This window comes from Sphingobacterium sp. UBA7038, from assembly GCF_002494055.1.
Taxonomy (GTDB): Bacteria; Bacteroidota; Bacteroidia; order Sphingobacteriales; family Sphingobacteriaceae; genus Sphingobacterium; species Sphingobacterium multivorum.
Genome location: NZ_DLAV01000013.1, coordinates 19,260 through 40,079, shown reverse-complemented (window position 1 = coordinate 40,079; position 20,820 = coordinate 19,260). Strand labels below are relative to the sequence as shown.

The window sequence follows — 20,820 nt, the reverse complement described above, 5'->3', positions numbered from 1 at the left end:
TAAAAGGTTAAATTTAGCATAATTACAGTGACTTTCTAGGATTGTAACACAAAAATGGCCGAAGATTTCTCTCCGGCCATTAACCAAAACCAATAATCTATTATCAATCAAAAACAATATTTATTCTCATCTATCAATTTCTTTGCGATTCGCTGACGTGCATCTTTCACATTAAATGGCTGTGCTTTTGTGAATCTGCGCAAACCAACCAACATCATATTCAGTTCATCACCTTCACCAAAAGAATATAATGCTTCTTTACCGGCAGCGCTGATTTTATCAATAGCACCATACAGATAGATCTTAGCCATATCTTTTGCATAGTCTGCTTTATCAGATCCTGTATGCAGCAATTTTTCCGCACGCAACAAGACTGACTCGGTGATATAAACATACCCGATAATATCCGCAATATTCATGAGGATTTCCTCTTCTTTGGAAAGAGACATCATCAATTTTTGCACTGCTGCTCCCGCAATCAATAACCCAGCTTTTTTAAGGTTTGCCACAATTTTCTTTTCTGCAGCGAGAGGTGCATCGTCCTCTTCACCAAAATCTGGAATAGCTAGAAGCTCTCCAGCTACAGTTTGGGCAGGTCCCATCAGATCCAATTCACCTTTCATGGCCCGTTTTAACATCATGTCAACGACAAGCAATCGATTCACTTCATTCGTACCTTCAAAGATCCTGTTGATCCGTGAATCCCGATAAGCGCGTTCCATTGGCGCATCTGCTGAGTAACCCATTCCACCATAAATCTGTACCCCTTCGTCAACCACATAATCCAACATCTCCGAGCACCATACTTTGATGATAGCGCACTCAATTGCAAACTGCTCCACAGACTTCAATTTTGCTTTTGCTTCATCCATCCCGCCAGCAATCAATGCATCGTAAGCATCATCAATATTTTGACCGGCACGATACGATGCCGACTCCACAGCAAACAAACGTGTTGCCATCTCAGCCAGCTTATAACGAATGGCACCAAATTTAGAAATCGGCAGATTAAACTGCACACGTTCATTGGCATACTGCACCGCATGGTTGATCACCATACGTGCCGAACCGATCGTGGCAGCGCCCAGTTTTATACGACCAATATTCAGGATATTTACAGCAATCTTAAATCCGTTTTCACGATCAGAAAGCATATTCTCTACAGGAACGGCGCAATCATTGAAAAAGATCTGACGTGTTGAAGATCCCTTGATACCCAATTTATGTTCTTCGGGATTCATCGTGATGCCACCAAAATCTTTCTCGACAATAAATGCCGTTAGGTTTTTATCATCATCGATTTTTGCAAATACGATGAAGATATCTGCAAAACCACCGTTTGTAATCCACATTTTTTGTCCGTTGATCAAATAATGTGTCCCTTCGGCATTTAATTTAGCAGAAGTACGACCCGAATTTGCATCCGATCCAGCATTGGGTTCTGTCAAACAATACGACGCCTTCCATTCACCAGTAGCAAGCTTTGGAACATATTTTGCCTTTTGGGCATCATTACCATAATACAAAATAGGCAGCGTACCGATTCCCGTATGAGCAGACAATGCCACAGCAAAAGAAAACCCGCCACCTACCGCATCGGCAACAAGCATAGAAGTGTTGAAATTCTTGCCGAAACCACCATATTCTTCGGGAATAGAAACACCCAACATCCCCAGTTCACCGGCCTTATCCATCAAACTAGGCATAAGTCCTTCTTCTTGCGCATCGATACGGTCCAGCTTGTTCAATACTTCCGTATCCAAGAAATCCAAGCAGGTCTGACGAATCATTTTGGCTTCTTCATCAAATTCTTCCGGAATAAAAACGGCTGTATAGGGAGTCTCTCTAATCACGAACTCTCCGCCTTTAATTGCTTTATTTTCGCTCATTGTCTTTCTAGATTTATATGGACCAGGAAATCACTGCTTAGTGATGCTGCTGTCCACCATGTTTTTAAATACTTCTATGCGTTATGAGATCAGAGATCCATATTTCGTCTATATTGCTATTCCTAGCGGCTAATTTTAGTCCAATAACTCAAAAATACCAGCCGCTCCTTGACCAGTTCCGACACACATCGTCACCATGCCATATTTTTTGCCTCTGCGTTTCAACTCGTTTAAGACTTGGACCGTCAATTTAGCTCCTGTACATCCAAGTGGATGCCCTAAAGCGATGGCACCGCCATTGACATTCACTTTCTCTTCGTCTAATCCAAGTTCACGAATTACGGCTAGCGATTGAGAGGCGAAAGCTTCATTCAGCTCAAAGAGGTCAATATCTTCCTTTTTAAGACCGGCTTTTGCCAAAGCCTTGGGTATGGCATAGATAGGTCCGATACCCATAATGCGCGGTGGAACACCTGCTACAGCAAAACTAACAAGCTTTGCAATTGGTTTAACACCAAGTTCTTTCACTTTTGCTTCAGACATCACCAAGACAAATGCTGCTCCATCAGAAGTTTGTGAGGAATTCCCCGCCGTTACTGAACCATTCGCTGCAAAGACTGGTTTTAGTTTCCCTAAAGCCTCCAGGGAAGTATCAGCCCGAGGACCTTCATCTGTATCAACAACATATTCGCGCGTTACAATCTTACCGTCTTTCAGGTAATTTTCTTTTACAGTAATAGGCACAATCCCATCTTTCAAATGACCGTTTTGAATAGCTGCAACTGCCTTTTGATTTGATTTAAGTGCAAAAGCATCCTGATCTTCGCGTGAAACATTGTAATCTTTGGCTACGGCTTCGGCAGTCAATCCCATTCCCCAATACCAGTCAGGATGCTCTTTTGCCACAACAGGATTAGGCACAATCTTCCAACCTCCAAAAGGCATTCCGGACATCACCTCTACACCACCGGCAATGATAACATCTGCCATCCCAGTCTTAATCTTTGCTACCGCGGTTGCAATGGTTTCTAGGCCTGATGCGCAGTACCGGTTAACGGTTACACCCGGGACCTTATCCGTGTCCAATCCCATCAGTGAAATGAAACGGGCCATATTGAGTCCCTGCTCCGCTTCCGGCATGGCATTCCCAACAATGACATCATCTATATCTTCTTTATTTAAATTCGGCACAGTGGATACAAGATGTTTAATAACATCCGTGGCTAAATCATCGGCCCGCATAAAGCGAAATACTCCCCGGGGCGCTTTGCCTACTGCTGTACGAAATCCTGCTACTATATATGCTTCCATTATTTTTAATTTTTTCGTGAGTAGTGAGTTCTAGTTCCGTAAAGGCTTACCCTTGGTCAACATAAATTGAATTCTTTCAAGCGTTTTGCGTTCAGCACAAAGCTCAAGGAATGTTTTACGTTCAAGATCCAGTAAATACTGTTCAGACACTTCCGTCGGTGACGATAAATTTCCACCACACATTACCCAGCCTAGTTTCTCTGAGATCTTACGATCATAATCAGAGATGTAATTGCCTTCACGCATTGATGAAGCGCCCACATAAACGATTCCTAATCCTTGATTTCCCAAAACTTTGATATCATTGCGAGGAGCAGGCTGAACATAACCCTCATCTGCCAATTCTAATGCCTTTGCCTTGGCATCCGCCAGAAGACGGGCACGATTCATGGTGATTGCAAATTTATCTTTCTGCAAATAGCCGAGCTCATAGGCTTCATAGGCAGAAGTCGAAACTTTTGCCTGACCAATAGTCAGGAATTTATCTTTTAACGTATTTTGGACAATTTGATCATCTTTAAATTCCTCCGAGGCACGTAGCGTAAATTCTTTAGTTCCGCCACCACCAGGAATAACACCAACCCCCAGTTCAACCAAGCCCATATAGGTTTCGGCGTGAGCCTGCACAAAATCGGCATGCATGGAGAATTCACAGCCCCCACCAAGCGTCATTTGAAATGGCGCAACGACTACAGGTATTGACGAATAGCGTAAGCGCATGGATGTATTTTGAAATGCACGAACGGCCATATTCAATTCATCAAAATCCTGTTCGACGGCCATCATGAAAATCATTCCGATATTCGCTCCAGCAGAAAAGTTTTTTCCATCATTGGACACCACTAAACCGCGATACTCTTTTTCAGCAAGGTCAATGGCTTTATTCAATCCCTGGATAACATCCCCACCAATGGTATTCATCTTGGTATGAAATTCACAATTAATGATACCATCGCCCAGATCAATAATAGAAACACCCGTATTTTTCCAGATTGTCTTACTTTCCCGGATGTGATCCAATACGATCAGATCTTCGGTACCGGGAATAGCTTTATACGATTTGGTCGCAATATCATAATAGTGACGTACACCATTTTCTATTTTATAGAATGATTCACATCCGGCTTCCAACATCTCGTGTACCCAGGAAGCAACCTCCCCGTCCTGACCCGGAAGTCGTTTTTCTTCGGTCTTAATTTTAGCTAAAGTCTCGCGAACACCTAGCGCATCCCATACTTCAAATGGTCCTAACTCCCAACCAAATCCAGCACGCATGGCATCATCGATCCGGAAGAAGTCATCTGTAATTTCGGGAACACGGCGGGATACATATTCAAACAATGGATAATGCATGGCACGGAAGAGTTCCGCCGCTTTATCGCTCCCTTGTTCATATACTTTCATCCGCTTGCGGATATCCTCCACAGGCTTGGTAGCTTCCAAGGTAGTGGATTTCACTTTTTGCTGTGAACCAAATTCCAGTGTTTTTAGATTTAAAGATAAAATCTCCGAATTACCATCGGCAGCTTTTACTTTTTCATAAAACCCTTTCTTGGTTTTCTCACCCAACCATTTATTCTCGACCATCTTGCTGATGAATGCAGGAAGCTGGAAAACGCCTTTGGCTTCATCTTCTGGGGCATTCTGCGCCAGTCCATTGGCAACATTCACCAAAGTATCAAGTCCTACCACATCGGCTGTACGAAAAGTCGCCGATTTGGGATGCCCCATTGCAGGACCGGTATATTTGTCGACCTCCTCAACGGTCAATCCAAGAGGTTCCACTAAATGAGTAACCGCCAACATCGAATAAACACCGATACGATTACCAATAAACGCCGGAGTGTCTTTACATAACACAACCGATTTACCCAGCATTTTGTCACCAAAGTGAAGTATAAAGTCAACAACCTCTGGCTTAGTATGCGGTGTTGGAATAACTTCCAATAAAGGGAGATAGCGCGGCGGATTGAAGAAGTGTGTGCCGCAGAAATGATCTTTAAAATCTTCACTTCGCCCTTCTGTCATTAAATGAATAGGGATACCAGAAGTATTGGAAGTAATCAATGTCCCAGGTTTTCGAAATTGCTCAACACGCTCAAAAACAGATTTTTTAACATCGAGCCGCTCAACAACAACCTCGATAATCCAATCCACAGAAGCAATGTCTTTTAGATTATCGTCAAAATTCCCTGTTTTGATACGTCTTACAAATGACTTGCTATAAATTGGCGAAGGGTTTGTTTTTAAAGCCGTTTCTAAGGAGCTGTTGACAATTCGGTCCCGAACGATCTTACTCTCCAAAGTTAAGCCTTTGGCTTGTTCTGCCGGAAGCAGTTCGCGCGGAACAATATCCAACAGCAAAACTTCAACACCAATGTTAGCAAAATGACAAGCAATTCGCGAGCCCATAACACCCGATCCGAGAACTGCCACTTTTCTAATATTTCTGTTCATCATAACATATTTATCATGCACTTCTGTACATTTGGTTTAATTCCTAGATGATTACTTCTTCTTTGTAACTTGTTGCGAGCTCATTGAGTTTCGCTAAAGAAGCAATCAATTGATCCCGTTCATTTTCTGAAAAATTGTCCGCTAAATATTGATTGAAATTACGAACAACATCTTTAGCAATCCGTCTTTTCTCTCGCCCCAATTCGGTTAAATACACTTTTACGGACCTCTTGTCGGTCTCACTCGTTTCGCGGTATATAAATCCCAATGACTCCAAATTATTCAACACCCGAGACAAACTAGTTGTTTTAACTCCTGTCAAATTTGCAATCTGAGAAACAGGTGTACCCTCTTTATGGATGTTAATCAAAATATATCCCGCAGCCTGGGTAAAACCGTACTGCGAAGCAATTTGATTATATTTATTGGCTATTGTCTGCCACCCTGTTTTTAAAAAATAATCGATTGTCTGATTTTGGTTCATAAGCGTACCCACAAGCTATTTATTATGCTTGCATAACAAATATACCAGTTAGCAATTAGAATAACAAGCTCGAAATTATAAATTTTGTCATATGTTCGTCAGCATAATTCGGCACACATACCTAACGATACTTGTCGTCAATTGTGAAATGTGGAAAACTTTTAAACACTGACATACAGCAAAATAAACAGAAACACAAAACTTTTATTAACAGTCCCTGTTTAATAATCAAAATTAATTCCGTTAACTTTGTCCTGAACAAACATCAACACTGTATGGCTTTAGTAAACATACCTCGCTTGGACTTGCTACATTATACACAAGGAACCCAAGAACAACGAAATCAATTTATCCAAGATATTGGCAAAGCTTTCAATGAAACAGGCTTTGTAACGATTGCAAATCATGGCTTATCAAAAGAGCTGATTGAGGAATTATATCAGGTGGTTCCTGAATTTTTTGCTTTGCCTACTGAGATCAAGGAAAAATATGAATTTCCAGAACTTGCAGGTCAACGTGGCTATACCGCAAAAGGAAGAGAAAAAGCCAAAGACGCGAAAACACCTGACTTAAAAGAATTCTGGCAACGCGGTCAAACGATTGTTGGTGAAGAATATTCCAAAGCTGATTTTCCGGACAATCCTGAAGTAGCTGAAATTCCTCGCTTTAATGGCGTAACCGCTGAGGTTTATAAAAAACTAGAAGATACAGGCCGCGACTTATTGAAAGCGATCGCGACCTACCTCGATCTGGAAGAAAATTACTTTGAACAATATGTCATCAACGGTAATTCTATTCTACGTGCTATCCATTACTTCCCAATAAACGATCCTGACGCCTTAGCCCCTGACGCAGTACGCGCAGGCGCCCACGAAGATATTAACCTCATCACCTTATTGATTGGAGCTAGTGCGGATGGTCTTGAAGTGATGACAAAAGACGGGGAATGGTTTCCTATCAAAGCCAAGGGTGAAGATATCGTCATCAATGTAGGTGATATGTTGCAACGGTTAACAAACAATAAGTTGAAATCTACTACGCATCGCGTAGTAAACCCACCACGTGAGAAGATGGGTACTTCCCGTTTTTCTATTCCTTTCTTTTTACATCCAAAATCCGCCATGAGTTTGGCTTCATTGGATTCCTGCATCGATGCGGAACACCCGAAGGCCTACGAAGATTATACCGCTGGTCAGTACCTGGATGAACGCTTAAGAGAAATCGGATTAAAAATGTAAAACTCCGCATCATTTAAATGAGCATAACAGTATAAAAAAGAAATGGCCGATCCTAGGATCGGCCATTTCTTTTTTATGGATATTAAAGCTATTTCAATTTATAACCTATACCAACATTCATAAAGATATTATGTAACCCGAAGCTAATACTTTCAAATCCGGTTTTCATAATATTATTGAAGCCATAATCCAACTGTGCCAACGCAAAGAATCTTCTGTCGATAGCATAATGTGCGCCCAAACTCATACCAACATCAATACTTCTAACACTCTCCGAGAAATCATAATCAGCATTATCCACAACAATCTTATTTCCGGTAGGCTCCTCATGCCTAAGATAGCCGTTGTAGGCCTCGCCATAGAATTCCTTTTTTACCGCAAAAGAAATGTAAGGACCTGCCTGTACATTCCAACGATTTGAAAGCTGATAGGTAGCTTGGATCGGAACAGTCAGATACAGGTTATGTACTTTTGTTGTGATATCACCCGTATAATAACCTCTCAGCTCCTCTTTTGCATCATTCACCGCATTGAATGTCGTCTTGTATCCTTTAACACTCGCCTATGTATCCATTCCCTTTCCTTCGAAGACGATTCCCAAAGATACTCCCCATTGGGAATCAATATGATAGTTTGCCCTTGCTCCGACAAAAAAGGGAACATTCGGATTATAGCTTTTAATCTTTCGAATTTCACGTGGCAATGATAGGGGGGCTGCGCCGCCGATCTTACCGCCTACCGTCACATCAAAACCCAATTTACCCTCATCCGCTGTGTTTTCCTGCGCATTGGCAATAGATCCTATCAAAACCATCGCAGCCAGTGCGATTGTATATTTTATCATTTTCATTACTTCTTCGTTACAATTTTGAGATCATCCACCGTCAACTTACTACCGACAGCACCTATAAAATTATCACCATATTTACTCGAAGACATTACAATCGCAATGCTATAATCCAAATTGGCAACATCAGCTTCGTTTACTTTCGCCGTGTACTTAAATGGCAATGTAAACTTGACAAAATCACCAGCCTTGGTTGCGCCCCCATTTTCCAACCTGGCAATAGCCACAATACTTGGATCTTTTAAAATATTATGTCCCGTCAAATAGGAAACTTTCTTGTTGGGATCAGATTGCGAGTCCATAAGCTGCTTGCGATTATAGAAAACAGCATAGATATCACAGGAATCCTTGGTATTAACAGGTTTCATGTTTTCATCCGTCACCGTTGCGCCAGGACTATACTTATAGTAACCTTCCAAGGCCAGCGGTATCTGATTGAAAGGAAGGCCAAACTGCGTTGCCGATAACGAGTCTGTCAATACAGGTCCTGTATCAAACGCTCCTATAAAAAGATTTCCGGCAGCAATAGGTTTCTTGAACATCGCCCCAAAAGCACCGGTCAACTTCGTTTCCAATAAAGCCGCTTTCGATCCTGAATGTGCATCCGAACTCGTTTTAGTGGGGTATGATTCGGGATCCTTGGTACCTCCTCCTAAGCTCAATGTCAAGGAGAAACTTGGATTTCCGGAAGCCCAATTATAGAAATCCTGGCCATCAATTTTATTATAAAATATGGTGTATTTATCATCCTTATCAATCGCCGTATCTTCAAAACCATATGCTGTTGGAACAAATCCACCATCTGTTTTCACAATTTTAATCAGGTAGTTTTTTGTAAACTGATGATCTTCGGACGTAACTTTATAATATACGCCGTTTTTTAGGAATTCATCAATAATTACTTTATTCATATCCTGAGTTCCGGCAGGCATTTTCAAAGAATCCTTCAAAAGCTCAATGGAGGCACCAGGAGTCAGGTCAAAAGTCATATTCAATTTGGTAAGATCATGAATATTGGGCTGAAGGTAAAGTGTAACTTGCGTATTTGAGATGACCGGGTTCAGCAAAAAGATATCTTCATCGGCATGAAGAGCGATAATATCCGCTTCCATATTGAGCGCTTCTTCCTTTATACAACTTCCCAAACTGAAAAGAAGCATAAAACAGATTATCCACGAGTAACTTCGTGTTCGTTTCATAAAAATAATATTTAGTGTAAATTTATCGACCAATGCTTTGAGCAATGCACTGATTTTAGCAAAGCTACCAATCCTAGCCTCAAAAAAAAGTCATTTAAACGACTTTTTCTGAATAGACAACTAATTCTTTACACGCAAAGTCCGGTTATAGCCCTTTGACTTCCGATCTGATTTTACTGGGCAGACTTTCAACAATAAGCTGATAGCTGTGTAAAATCAATTCCTCCAGCTTTCTATCATCAATCTCTTGATTGGCAACCACGGTATTCCAGTGCTTTTTATTCATGTGATAGCCCGGCAGTACGGTATGCTCATAACGTTCCCGCAATTCAATGGCCCTTTCGGGGTTACACTTAACATTAAATCGTAATCCATCAACCTGATCCAGGCCTACCAACAAAAAAATCTTACCGCCTACCTTAAATACCAATGTATCTGGCCCAAAGGGAGTCTCCTCCATCACCGGCCCAATCGATAAACAATAATCTCTTAGATCCTCAATATTCATATTTTTTTAGTTTTAGTTGTCGCTCAAGCAAACTGAAAAAGCCACCATAAAAATGGTCCATAATTCATATAAAGCTAACAAAAACACTGGATCGTTTTACTTAAAATCTTTTGATCTTTCGCAAAGGCGACATTAGGTCTATTTGCCCTAAAGAAATTACGTTACGCCGAAAATAGGTCCAAAATAAGCTGGAACTAGACAATAGCAAGAGTCAGATAACTTCAGCCTTTACAGGGATTAGCTACGGACATGAAACGTAGCTTCAGCGTTACTTCTTCGCTTGCAACCGAAGAAGTAACGAACAAGTACCGAGGAAGCACCGAACAAGCTCCGACTAATCTCCGAATATCGTATACTTGTCTTATATTGAGATAGGTTTACATAGCTCCGGGTTTAACAGCAGTTTTTCAAACCATGCTCAGGAAAGACCAGGTCTATTCCTGAGATGATGATCCGGTTAAACTTAAAAATTGCCAGTTTATTATAAGGATGGAATTTTCTTATTTTTCGAACAGTGCCTGGATTTCCTTTTGGATTTCGGTTCCTTTATCGGCATTGTACCACTTTTGAATCTCCTCTTTGATTTCGGAGAAATCTGCCCCTTGCGCTTTCATATGCAAAAACAGCTCCTGGCAGGCTTGAGGTCTTGGGCCCCAGACAGCCAAATCTTGCCCCTGTTCGTTGCGTATCACCAGAATTGGAATAGATTTGCCTCCGTTTGTTAGATAAGAATCGATCAGAAACGGAGCACTATCACGCAGTTGGATATCCACCGTGATATTGGGATTTTTTGAGGCCATCTTCGCCAACATAGGTACCGAATGCGCCGCATCCCCGCACCAAGGTTCAGTAATAATGATCCATTGTTGCTTTTCAGTAATTGACTCAACAAATTGTTCAAAAGTCGACGTTGGTTCGAAGCGTTTTAACCAACGGCCCATTCTTGTCCAGTTCATTTTTGTGTACTGATAATATTCATCATCTTGATAGGTAGGGTGATTCTCAGGATGATTTAAGATATCTTCGAATTGTTGTAAGTAATTTTCAAACGTCATAATACCAATTTTGTGCAAAGGTAAATTTTACTTCCAACTTTCTCAAACAACCTTCCGCCAACAATCTGTATTGAATGCAATAAAAAATAGGATGCTCAAAAAGGACATGTAGAGCAAGAAAAAATGTGATTTCCTCTGCCTTATATACCAAAGATTTTACATTCAGAAGAGATGTTTTACATTTATTAACGATTAAGTAAATTATCTTTGAAAGATACAACCCGTACATGAAAAGATTAGTTCAATTAATACTTTTACTATTTATCGTCGTCAACAGTGCTTACTCCCAAATAAACATCAAGGGGAGGATTCTAGATAAGGCGGATGACAAGCCCCTGACCAATGCTTCCATTATTTTACTGAACCGCGATTCAGTCCTCCGTTATTTTAACCGAGCCAATGAAGAGGGAAAATTCCAGGTTAAAAATATCAAACCCGGGAGCTACATTATTTTGGCCACTTACCCTAAATTTGAACTATATAGTGATACGATCCAAATTGCAAACAAAGATCTCGATTTGCATGATATCAAAATAAATTCCCAAAGAAATGTTTTGCAGGAGGTGATTGTCACCCGACGTCTTCCAATTACACTGAAAGGCGACACCATCGAATATGATGCGGCGAGTTTTGCAACAGAAAAAAATGCGAAGCTAGAGGATTTACTACGTCGTCTACCCGGTTTTACGGTTACCGGAGATGGAAGTATCACGGCTCAAGGAAAATCTGTACAGAAAGTGTTTATCGATGGGGAAGAATTTTTTGGTTATGATCCTAAAATAGCCATTCGCAATGTACGGGCAGATGCCGTTGACAAGGTGCAGCTCTATGAGAAAAAATCGGAGGAGGCGGAGCTGTCGGGCATCGATGACGGAGTAAGGATCCAAACTGTTAACGTTGTACTCAAAGAGAAAGCAAGAAAGGGTGTCTTTGGAAACATGGAAGCATTGGCTGGATCAAAAGAATTGTATGCGGGAAATCTCTTTGCGGCGAAATTTAATAAGACTGAGCGGATTGGCATCACCGCGAGTCACAACAACATGGGCAGTTCAAGTGGTCGTGAAGGTTCTTTACGGATGAACAACCAGATTACGGGCGAACCACTGAATACAAATCTTGGAGCAAACTATGAAAATCAGTTCTTCAAAAAGGCCTTAAAAGTAAACGCCAACTATGGTTACGACAACAACAGCAACAAGAACCACTCGGAGACTTACAATAAAAATGTGCTGCCTGATCAATCCATTCAGGAAAAAAACAGTAAAAACGATAGCGAGAGACATAGCCGAAGTAATGGTTTCAGGTCAAACCTTAACATGCGACTGGATTCCACGCAAAATATGGAACTCCAATCCAATGCCAATTGGGCTACCAACGCTAATCTAACTTACACAGACAGCAAAACGGGCGATGGATCGGGCAACCCAATCAGTGACTTTAGGGAGAACAATCAATCGAACTCCTCAAGTTCCAACAATAATTTTCGCCTAAATTATAGAAAACGATTAAAAGCGGGGCGTTCTTTAAATGTGATGGTCGGCAATAATCACAAAGAGTCAGATTCAGAGAGTAAAGTCAATTCACGGACTTATTTTTACAAAACCGGGGATAGTACAATTATCAACCAAACGCGACATGGCCGGAATAAAGGCAATGACTTCAACTCTTCGATCAATTTCAACAACCGTATCAGTGACTATATCAATCTGGCTTTAGGCTACAGCTTCAATCATTCGAAGAGTACAAATACCCAAAATTCAATAAACAATATTACCCAAAAGTTTGATTCACTATATTCTCAAAACCAGATCGACAATAATACCAATCAAGGTGTGAACGTGCACTTTTCCTATCGCAAAGAAAAGTTGGAGATCAATTTTTCCAACCGTACGTTCTACAAGAATCAACAGTTAAATGATAGTTATAGATCAATTGATCTTGCCCGGAATTTCTGGGATAACAATTTAAATGTTGATGCCAATTATCGCCTTTCAAATAGCAAAAATATACGTTTAGCTTATCAAAGTTCCAATATCATCCCATCGTTTGATCAGTTACAACCACTGCAACCTCAGACCAATCCGTTGTTTCAACAAGTCGGTAATCCCGACCTAAAACGCGCGGTGAACAATAACATTTCGGCCAATTATAACGCGTTCAGTTTATTGAAAGGAACGAATATCAATATCAACGGGAACTTGTCATTTGTTAATAATCCTATTGTCAACAAAACAACCATACTAGACAACTCGGCTCAAATCAGTTCTTATGAAAACCTATCGGGTAAATCCAACTGGAATGGCGGCTTGAACATCAATCATATGCAGCCATTGGCCAATCGTCGCATCAATTTTAACAAGAGTGCAAACGTCAGGTTTAACAACAGCTACAGCTATACCAAATTTGAAGGCGGACAGTCCGGCGGCGAGTTTCTACTGAATAATGCAAAGAATACCAACTTTAGTTTAGGTTCAAGCTTAAATGAGCAGGACTCAGAAGGATTCGACTTTGATCTTTCGGCGAATGCTGGTTTTAATGTACAGCAAAACTCGATCAACACCCAATACAACGCAACAAGTTTTCAAGGTGGGACTTCGGCGTACATCAAATACTTTCTACCGAAGAAGTTTAATGTCATGGCAAACATTTACTATAGCTATACAGGACCTACGAAACTTTATAAAAAATCAATCAATCAATTTTATACCAATATTGAATTAGAGAAAAAAGTACTGAAAGATGAAAGTATGACACTCAGCTTAAAGGCCTTTGACCTGTTCAATACATTTAACAACACACGTCGTAACGCGAGTGACACCAACTATTCAGAGTCCGTTCAACAGGTATTGACACAATATTTTTTGGTCGGTGTAAAATGGGATTTCAACAAATATCTAGGGAAAGGAAATGATTAAAAAAATATATTTGACCGTTATCATCTGCTGCCTGTGTGGTTTATCGCTTCAGGCACAATATGCCTATTTTGGAAGTAGGGGTACGATCAGTTTTGACAAAGTCACGTACACAAAAGCACGCATGCGGCAGCTATCCAACGACATGAGCTCGAAAGGAATGGACAGAGGGATGGGCATGATGGAATATCTCGACAAGATGCCGGATTCACATACGGAAAAATTAAACTTCTACTTTGATGAGAATTCTACCGTGTTGATGCCTGAGGAAAGCGTAGCTAACGAAAAACAACGTGGTGAAGTCAAAATGGCCGCACCTACGATAACTTCGGGCACAGGCAGAGGGGGCAGATCTCAGGGTGCGGTCCGAATCGGAGGAAACCAAAGAGGGCAATTTAGGGGTGGCGCCAACAAGAACGGCAAAGTCCTCTACCAGGATCTGAAAACCGGCACAGCAGACATTCAGCTTGACATCGACGAAAAATACATTCTTTCGGAAACTTTGGACAGCATTACTTGGCGTTTCACGGAGGAATTCCGAAATATCGCCGGAGTAAACTGCCGCAGAGTCAATGGTGCTACCAAAGACTCACTCTATCTGATCGCTTACTATTCGGAAGAGATTCCAATATCGGCAGGACCAGCATTAAGCCATGGTCTCCCGGGCATGATATTGGGTCTTGTCATCCCTGAAATGCATATTCAATATTGGGCTACAAATATCGCCTATACCAATAAACTTGTTCCTTCTGATTGGCGGGATAAAAAATCAAAAAAAATGAAACTTGCTGAATTTTCGGAAATCTTTGGCAGATATATGCCACGCAATCGCCAAAACGAGTCAGCTAAAAAAAGGATATTAGAGCAACTGGTGTATTGAAAATGTCAGTTTGGCAGTACCTAAGGACAAATTGATGACAAATAGTTTTTTTTTTACAAAACTTTTGGATTGGCATAAGGGTTGATAATAGACTGATAGAATTTATTTAAGTAAAAAATTAAAACACAAGATATGTCTAAAATTATAGGAATTGACTTAGGTACTACAAACTCATGTGTTGCCGTAATGGAAGGTAACGAGCCTGTAGTAATTACGAACAACGAAGGTAAACGTACAACTCCTTCGATCGTAGCTTTCGTAGAAGGTGGCGAGCGCAAAGTTGGGGACCCAGCAAAGCGTCAAGCAATTACTAACCCACATAAAACTATTTATTCCATCAAACGTTTTATGGGACTTTCATACGATGAAGCTGTAAAAGAAGCTGAACACGTACCTTATAAAATCGTTAAAGGTGACAACAATACACCGCGTGTAGAAATTGACGACCGCAAATATACACCACAAGAGATCTCTGCTATGATTCTTCAAAAAATGAAGAAAACCGCTGAGGATTTCTTAGGTCAAGAAGTAACTGAAGCTGTTATTACAGTTCCTGCATATTTCAACGACGCACAACGTCAAGCAACAAAAGAAGCTGGTGAAATCGCTGGTTTATCTGTAAAACGTATCATTAACGAACCTACAGCAGCAGCTTTAGCTTACGGTTTGGACAAAGCACACAAAGACATGAAAATTGTTGTGTTTGACTGTGGTGGTGGTACACATGACGTTTCGGTATTGGAATTAGGTGACGGTGTATTTGAAGTTAAATCTACTGACGGTGACACACACTTAGGTGGTGATGACTTTGATAACGTAATCATCAACTGGTTGAATGAAGAATTCAAAAGTGAAAACAATGGCTTTGACTTGAAAAAAGATCCAATGGCATTGCAACGTCTGAAAGAAGCTGCTGAGAAAGCGAAAATCGAATTATCAAGCGCAACTTCTACAGAAATCAACTTGCCGTATATCACTGCAGATGCAACTGGTCCAAAACACTTAGTTCGTTCATTATCACGTGCTAAATTTGAGGCTTTGGCAGCTGACTTGATCAAGAGAACAATTGCTCCTTGTGAGTCTGCATTGAAAAATGCTGGTTTTAGCAAATCTGATATTGACGAAATTATCTTAGTAGGTGGTTCTACGCGTATCCCTGCAATCGTTGATGCTGTAAAAGCATTCTTCGGAAAAGAGCCTTCTAAAGGTGTAAACCCGGATGAAGTTGTCGCTTTAGGTGCTGCTATCCAAGGTGGTGTATTGACAGGTGAAGTAAAAGACGTTTTATTATTGGATGTTACTCCACTTTCATTGGGTATTGAAACAATGGGTGGTGTGATGACTAAGTTGATCGAAGCAAATACAACAATTCCAACTAAAAAATCGGAAACGTTCTCTACTGCTTCAGACAATCAGCCATCTGTAGAAATTCACATCTTACAAGGTGAACGTCCTATGGCAAACCAAAACCGTACAATCGGCCGTTTCCATTTGAACGATATTCCACCAGCACCTCGTGGCGTTCCTCAAATCGAAGTTACTTTTGATATTGATGCCAATGGTATCATCAAAGTATCTGCGAAAGATAAAGCGACTGGAAAAGAACAAAACATCCGTATCGAAGCATCTTCAGGTTTGTCTGACGACGAAATCAAACGCATGAAAGAAGAAGCTGAAGCAAATGCTGATGCTGACAAAAAAATAAAAGAAGAAGCTGACAAAGTAAATGCAGCTGACGCTTTAATCTTCTCAACTGAAAAACAATTGAAAGAATATGGCGATAAAATTTCAGCAGATAAAAAAGCGCCAATTGAAGCTGGCTTAACAAAATTAAAAGCTGCTTACGAAGCGAAAAACTTTGCTGATATCGATGCTGCTTCTGAAGAATTGCAAAATGCTTGGAATGCTGCTTCTGAAGAAATGTACGCTGCTTCTCAAGGTGGTGCACAACAACCTCAAGGTGATGCAGGTCAAGCTCAAGGTGGAAACCAAGGTGGTGATGATGTAACTGACGTAGATTACGAAGAAGTGAAATAATCACTCCTCCTCATAAAAAAAGCTCCAGGATTATTCCCGGAGCTTTTTTATGTCTATTACTTTCACTATCTCGTTTAACCTTCACCGCAATACACTTATGCATTTCCAGCTACTTCTTATCCTTATAGTGACTTAAGATTCCTTTGTCCAAAGTAGCCCAAATACCTGCTGGCATCGCCGCTCTCTTTAAGGCATTATTGGTCCAGGTATTGCACGAATAAAACATGCTATAGGCTCCTTTTGCTTCGTAAAAGGCGTCTGAGTCGCCATACTGCGCATCTGTTTTCACCAAAATAGCTTCCGCTTGATTTCGATCCAACGAATCTTCTATATATTTTATCAGATCACGGTATTGGGATTTACTGATCTGATAAGCAAAACATAATTCATCTTGCTGAACCGAATTGTAGTAGGTCACATGAATGGCAGACTCCCCTAATCCAAAGGCAGCCACAAAGGCTGTCGATGCTTTAAGATCCTTCCATTCTGGTGTATCCAAATAGAATCCTTTATCCCCCCAACCGATACCGACATACCGATATCCGCTATGTTTCCCCACCGTATTCCCATAAGGAAATAGTTGCGACCAATCCATCTCTTCGTTAACGACAGGCAATACGATATCGGTATGAACACCATTGGACTGAACAAAAACCTGAATCGTCTTCTCTTCGTCTATATTTTTCCTTGGAGCCGAAATTCTTGACAAACTGTATTCAGCAACAATATAGAGCACACAAAAAGACAACAATCCTAAAATAAGATAACCAAACACTTTAAGAATTTTTTTCATCAAAGATTTATTTCCGCTCAAGTAATCTAGCGCACAGGTCAAAAAAAAACCTGTATTGCTTGACAATACAGGTGAAAGATAAGCTATTTCTTTTAGCTCTTAAAATAACTTTTCTGGATATACTCCATCAGCCACCAATTTTGAAATTGATTCTTGTACGATAGGTTTATCTTCCTTATAAGTTACGCCAAACCATTTCGAAGAAGTTGGGATTACCTTAAAATCAGCCAATTTATGCTTCACCATATAATCTGGTACAGAAGGAATGAAAAATTCTGCTTTTAAATTTTCCTTATTTTCCTCAACAAATGCAGGAAACATCGCCTGGGCTACTTCGAAAATCTTTGGTGTAAAACCCCAGAAGTTCATCGAAACACGGGTTTTAGGATCTAGATCTGTCTCCACCCCATTTTCCTCATAAACGATTTTGCGATCGTCGCCTTCGCCTTTGTAGTATATATTTGTACGTTCAGTTACACTTTCCATATGTCCAGAAGGGGTAACCTCACATACTCCGCGTGAAACGTAGCCATAATCGGACATGGTATTTCCAACCTGGAAGCCCATCAACGACATTTGTTGATCAGAAACCTCGGTTGTTAAGAACTCGGCCATTTTCTGAAAAGAATCCGATCCGTAGAAATCGTCTGCATTGATTACACAAAATGGTTCATGCACTTTATCTTTAGCACTCATCACCGCATGGGCAGTACCCCAAGGTTTTGTTCTTTCGATAACGTGATTAACACCGAATTTTGTTAAGTCAAAATCTTGAAAAGCGTAATCTACTTCTATTTTACCTTTCAATTTTTCATCAAATACTGTTTTCATCTTTTCCAGAAATTCTTCCCGGATAATGAATACAACTTTTCCAAATCCTGCGCGAATAGCATCGTAAATTGAATAGTCAATAATTGTCTCGCCGTGTGGGCCAAAACCATCTACTTGTTTTAAAGAACCATACCGGCTAGCCATTCCTGCTGCCAAAATCAAAAGGGTTGGTTTACTCATATTTAATTGCGTTAATAGAATTTTCTTTTCGTCCGCAAACTTAGCTAAAATTGCCCTCAAAAGCAAATTTAGCTAAGTTCGGCTCCGCCTTCAAAAGTATAGTATTGAAACGAAAAGAATCCAAAAATTAGTATTATTTCTTTTTTAAGAATGCGTTTAATAAACCCGTCGCTAGTTTGCCCAAAAACTTAACTCCCTCTCTTGCTAAGGTCGTTGTTGCCGTTCGTTGGGCAGCTTCTAGAGGTGTCTGTCTTCTGGAGCTTGGCCGACTTGCTTTTTCCGCTTCTTTTTCCTGAGCCGCGCGTTGTTCTTCCTGTGCTGCAGCCTGCATTCTTTCGTCTATGATTTCAGCCGCAGAGCGATTTTCTTGTCGCTCCTGATATTTTGCCCGCAAATCAGACTGATTGATAATTTGGCTAACCGTTGCATCATCTGCAGGTCCCATAACTGCACGCGCCGGCACCAAATGTGTAGCGACAACCTCTGTAGGAATACCTTTATCATTCAATACTGTGATTAATGCCTGTCCAGTACCCAAAGAAGTCAGGACCTGATCAATTTCATAAAAATCGGATTTTGGATAGGTTTTTACAGTCTTCTTTAAATTTTCAGCATCGTTGGGCGTAAAGGCACGCAATGCATGTTGCACACGGTTACCCAGCTGGGCCAATACAGATTCAGGTACATCGGTTGGAGACTGTGTACAAAAGAAAACGCCGATCCCCTTCGAACGGATAAGGCGAATGATTTGATCCACTTGAGTCAAAAAGGCTTTAGGAGCCCCATTGAACAGCAGGTGGGCTTCATCAAAGAAGAAGACCAACTTGGGTTTGTCCAAGTCACCCACCTCAGGCATATTTTTAAATAGCTGTGCCAATAAGCTCAATAAGAATGTAGAATAAAGAACCGGCTGATCTTGCACGTCAGAAATATTCAATAGGCTAATCACACCCCTACCATCTACCTTCTGAAATAGATCGTTAATATCAAATTCTTTCTCACCAAAGATATGCGCTAGCCCCTGCTGTTCCAATGCGACGATCTTACGCAGGATGGTTCCCGAGCTTGCCGAACTAATCTTACCATAATCACCTTTGATTTCTTCGCTGCCGGGTCCTTCAGAAAGGTAAGTAAGCAGTTTCTTCGTATCTGAGAAATCAATCAACGGCATTTGGTGATCCTGTGCATATTTGAACATCGCAGCCAATACGCCGGTCTGTGTTTCATTAAGTTCGAGTATCCGGCCCAACAAGACGGGCCCAAAATCTTCTACAGTAATCCGCATCGGAATCCCCTTATTGCCGGACAGTGAATACAGTTCTACCGGAAACGACGATGGCTCAAACGGCACCCCCACGGCATTTCCCCGATCAATAAGGGCTTGGTTGGTCACCCCTGGCACTGCTAGGCCCGATAGGTCACCTTTAACATCCAGCATAAATACTGGTACAGAGGCATCCGACAATTGTTCAGCGATCAATTGTAGCGTACGTGTTTTACCGGTTCCGGTAGCCCCTGCAATAAGTCCGTGACGGTTCATCATTTTCAAGGCTAAATTCACTTTTGCCTCTGCCAAAATTTCGCCATTAAGCATTCCCGCTCCCAGATAGATAAACGCTCCTTTGGGATTATAGGAAGCTTGAACCTTCTCTATAAATTGTTCTTTATTTGCCATACAAAAGGCTTAATATTTATAAATCAATAAAAATTGAAAACTTTTCAAAAAATAATCTCTTCGTCACAATTTCGTGCCAAATTTTATTTTTAGTGCACTATTAATTTGAATTTAACATAGAATTACTATTTTTACGATGTAAACAGTAAGATTAAAGGTAATAAAAAATGTTAAATAAGCAGTTTAGATTTGTGGCAGCATTCCTTTGTGCTATCATCTTTTTCACAAAGATGGCCATCTCTATTTCGCCTATTTTTTCAAACAGCTTAGATCAAAGTACCATCTTACAGGTCGTTTTACAACTGGAAATCGAAAACAATAACGGCGCAAGTAATGATACACTTGAAACTGCCTCAAAATTTTTCAATACAAAAACAGAAGAACCTATTGTATTTGAAACCATTCTCGTTGAGAACCAAGGAAAACAGAAGAATTATCTTAAAAATGAGAAAAGCATTTTAGCTTTCCATCCTACGGTTCCAACACCGCCTCCTAACTATTCATAAAGGCATCCCTAGGGATGT

The 20,820-nt window shown here is 40.7% G+C and carries 15 protein-coding genes and 1 pseudogene; 5 read left to right on the top strand and 11 right to left on the bottom strand.

Annotated elements, in window-relative coordinates:
- Positions 1-107: 107 nt before the first annotated feature.
- The 4 genes from B3H30_RS07240 to B3H30_RS07225 all read right to left on the bottom strand — a co-directional run bounded on the left by B3H30_RS07240 (position 108) and on the right by B3H30_RS07225 (position 6,141).
- Entirely contained in the window at positions 108-1,889 is a 1,782-nt protein-coding gene (locus B3H30_RS07240; RefSeq protein WP_115046463.1) for an acyl-CoA dehydrogenase family protein, read from the bottom strand.
- 135 nt (positions 1,890-2,024) lie between these two features.
- Positions 2,025-3,200, bottom strand: coding sequence for an acetyl-CoA C-acyltransferase (locus B3H30_RS07235; RefSeq protein ID WP_286833818.1), 1,176 nt, complete (start codon positions 3,198-3,200; stop codon positions 2,025-2,027).
- A 30-nt stretch (positions 3,201-3,230) separates the two neighbouring features.
- The gene (locus B3H30_RS07230) at positions 3,231-5,660 is read right to left on the bottom strand and encodes a 3-hydroxyacyl-CoA dehydrogenase/enoyl-CoA hydratase family protein (RefSeq protein WP_070570300.1); all 2,430 of its coding nucleotides are present in this window, start codon (positions 5,658-5,660) and stop codon (positions 3,231-3,233) included.
- Between the two features lie 40 nt (positions 5,661-5,700).
- Positions 5,701-6,141, bottom strand: a complete 441-nt coding sequence (locus tag B3H30_RS07225) for a MarR family winged helix-turn-helix transcriptional regulator (protein WP_046673745.1) — start codon at positions 6,139-6,141, stop codon at positions 5,701-5,703.
- Between the two features lie 275 nt (positions 6,142-6,416).
- On the opposite strand from B3H30_RS07225, the gene B3H30_RS07220 reads away from it, so the two are divergent.
- Positions 6,417-7,379, top strand: a complete 963-nt coding sequence (locus B3H30_RS07220) for an isopenicillin N synthase family dioxygenase (protein WP_070570303.1) — start codon at positions 6,417-6,419, stop codon at positions 7,377-7,379.
- A gap of 88 nt (positions 7,380-7,467) precedes the next feature.
- Here B3H30_RS07220 and B3H30_RS07215 read toward each other — a convergent pair.
- The 4 genes and pseudogenes from B3H30_RS07215 to B3H30_RS07200 all read right to left on the bottom strand — a co-directional run bounded on the left by B3H30_RS07215 (position 7,468) and on the right by B3H30_RS07200 (position 10,988).
- Positions 7,468-8,193, bottom strand: a pseudogene (locus tag B3H30_RS07215) (porin family protein).
- A 35-nt stretch (positions 8,194-8,228) separates the two neighbouring features.
- Entirely contained in the window at positions 8,229-9,425 is a 1,197-nt protein-coding gene (locus tag B3H30_RS07210; protein WP_236586155.1) for a PCMD domain-containing protein, read from the bottom strand.
- A 145-nt stretch (positions 9,426-9,570) separates the two neighbouring features.
- Positions 9,571-9,933 (bottom strand): MmcQ/YjbR family DNA-binding protein, encoded by a 363-nt coding sequence (locus B3H30_RS07205; protein WP_046673659.1) that lies wholly within the window; start codon positions 9,931-9,933, stop codon positions 9,571-9,573.
- Positions 9,934-10,433: 500 nt separating this feature from the next.
- Complete coding sequence (locus B3H30_RS07200) at positions 10,434-10,988, bottom strand: thioredoxin family protein (RefSeq protein ID WP_070570305.1); 555 nt, start codon at positions 10,986-10,988, stop codon at positions 10,434-10,436.
- Positions 10,989-11,215: 227 nt separating this feature from the next.
- Between B3H30_RS07200 and B3H30_RS07195 the strand changes: the two genes are divergently transcribed.
- The 3 genes from B3H30_RS07195 to dnaK all read left to right on the top strand — a co-directional run bounded on the left by B3H30_RS07195 (position 11,216) and on the right by dnaK (position 16,817).
- Positions 11,216-13,903 (top strand): TonB-dependent receptor, encoded by a 2,688-nt coding sequence (locus tag B3H30_RS07195; protein WP_115046459.1) that lies wholly within the window; start codon positions 11,216-11,218, stop codon positions 13,901-13,903.
- Positions 13,896-14,780: a GLPGLI family protein gene (locus B3H30_RS07190; RefSeq protein ID WP_112375025.1), complete on the top strand. Its 885-nt coding sequence runs from the start codon at positions 13,896-13,898 to the stop codon at positions 14,778-14,780. Before B3H30_RS07195 ends, B3H30_RS07190 begins: the two co-directional genes overlap by 8 nt.
- Positions 14,781-14,912: 132 nt before the next feature.
- On the top strand, positions 14,913-16,817 hold the full coding sequence (gene dnaK, locus B3H30_RS07185; protein ID WP_046673656.1) for a molecular chaperone DnaK: 1,905 nt from the start codon (positions 14,913-14,915) through the stop codon (positions 16,815-16,817).
- 109 nt (positions 16,818-16,926) lie between these two features.
- Here the strand turns inward: dnaK and B3H30_RS07180 are convergent, their stop codons facing one another.
- From B3H30_RS07180 to B3H30_RS07170, 3 genes are all read right to left on the bottom strand, one after another.
- Positions 16,927-17,610 carry a TIGR02117 family protein gene (locus B3H30_RS07180; RefSeq protein WP_070570357.1) on the bottom strand — a complete coding sequence of 228 codons (684 nt, stop codon included), beginning with the start codon at positions 17,608-17,610 and terminating at the stop codon, positions 16,927-16,929.
- Positions 17,611-17,709: 99 nt separating this feature from the next.
- The gene (locus B3H30_RS07175; protein ID WP_046673742.1) at positions 17,710-18,621 is read right to left on the bottom strand and encodes a sugar phosphate nucleotidyltransferase; all 912 of its coding nucleotides are present in this window, start codon (positions 18,619-18,621) and stop codon (positions 17,710-17,712) included.
- 133 nt (positions 18,622-18,754) lie between these two features.
- The gene (locus B3H30_RS07170) at positions 18,755-20,296 is read right to left on the bottom strand and encodes a helicase HerA-like domain-containing protein (protein WP_046673654.1); all 1,542 of its coding nucleotides are present in this window, start codon (positions 20,294-20,296) and stop codon (positions 18,755-18,757) included.
- A 167-nt stretch (positions 20,297-20,463) separates the two neighbouring features.
- Here B3H30_RS07170 and B3H30_RS07165 point away from each other — a divergent pair, with 167 nt between their 5' ends.
- Positions 20,464-20,802: a hypothetical protein gene (locus tag B3H30_RS07165; RefSeq protein ID WP_053003623.1), complete on the top strand. Its 339-nt coding sequence runs from the start codon at positions 20,464-20,466 to the stop codon at positions 20,800-20,802.
- Positions 20,803-20,820 lie beyond the last annotated feature (18 nt).

Coding starts and splice junctions, on each gene's coding strand:
- B3H30_RS07240 (WP_115046463.1), bottom strand. CDS start 1,889: ATGAGCGAAAATAAAGCAATTAAAGGCGGAGAGTTCGTGATTAGAGAG.
- B3H30_RS07235 (WP_286833818.1), bottom strand. CDS start 3,200: ATGGAAGCATATATAGTAGCAGGATTTCGTACAGCAGTAGGCAAAGCG.
- B3H30_RS07230 (WP_070570300.1), bottom strand. CDS start 5,660: ATGATGAACAGAAATATTAGAAAAGTGGCAGTTCTCGGATCGGGTGTT.
- B3H30_RS07225 (WP_046673745.1), bottom strand. CDS start 6,141: ATGAACCAAAATCAGACAATCGATTATTTTTTAAAAACAGGGTGGCAG.
- B3H30_RS07220 (WP_070570303.1), top strand. CDS start 6,417: ATGGCTTTAGTAAACATACCTCGCTTGGACTTGCTACATTATACACAA.
- B3H30_RS07210 (WP_236586155.1), bottom strand. CDS start 9,425: ATGAAACGAACACGAAGTTACTCGTGGATAATCTGTTTTATGCTTCTT.
- B3H30_RS07205 (WP_046673659.1), bottom strand. CDS start 9,933: ATGAATATTGAGGATCTAAGAGATTATTGTTTATCGATTGGGCCGGTG.
- B3H30_RS07200 (WP_070570305.1), bottom strand. CDS start 10,988: ATGACGTTTGAAAATTACTTACAACAATTCGAAGATATCTTAAATCAT.
- B3H30_RS07195 (WP_115046459.1), top strand. CDS start 11,216: ATGAAAAGATTAGTTCAATTAATACTTTTACTATTTATCGTCGTCAAC.
- B3H30_RS07190 (WP_112375025.1), top strand. CDS start 13,896: ATGATTAAAAAAATATATTTGACCGTTATCATCTGCTGCCTGTGTGGT.
- dnaK (WP_046673656.1), top strand. CDS start 14,913: ATGTCTAAAATTATAGGAATTGACTTAGGTACTACAAACTCATGTGTT.
- B3H30_RS07180 (WP_070570357.1), bottom strand. CDS start 17,610: ATGAAAAAAATTCTTAAAGTGTTTGGTTATCTTATTTTAGGATTGTTG.
- B3H30_RS07175 (WP_046673742.1), bottom strand. CDS start 18,621: ATGAGTAAACCAACCCTTTTGATTTTGGCAGCAGGAATGGCTAGCCGG.
- B3H30_RS07170 (WP_046673654.1), bottom strand. CDS start 20,296: ATGGCAAATAAAGAACAATTTATAGAGAAGGTTCAAGCTTCCTATAAT.
- B3H30_RS07165 (WP_053003623.1), top strand. CDS start 20,464: ATGTTAAATAAGCAGTTTAGATTTGTGGCAGCATTCCTTTGTGCTATC.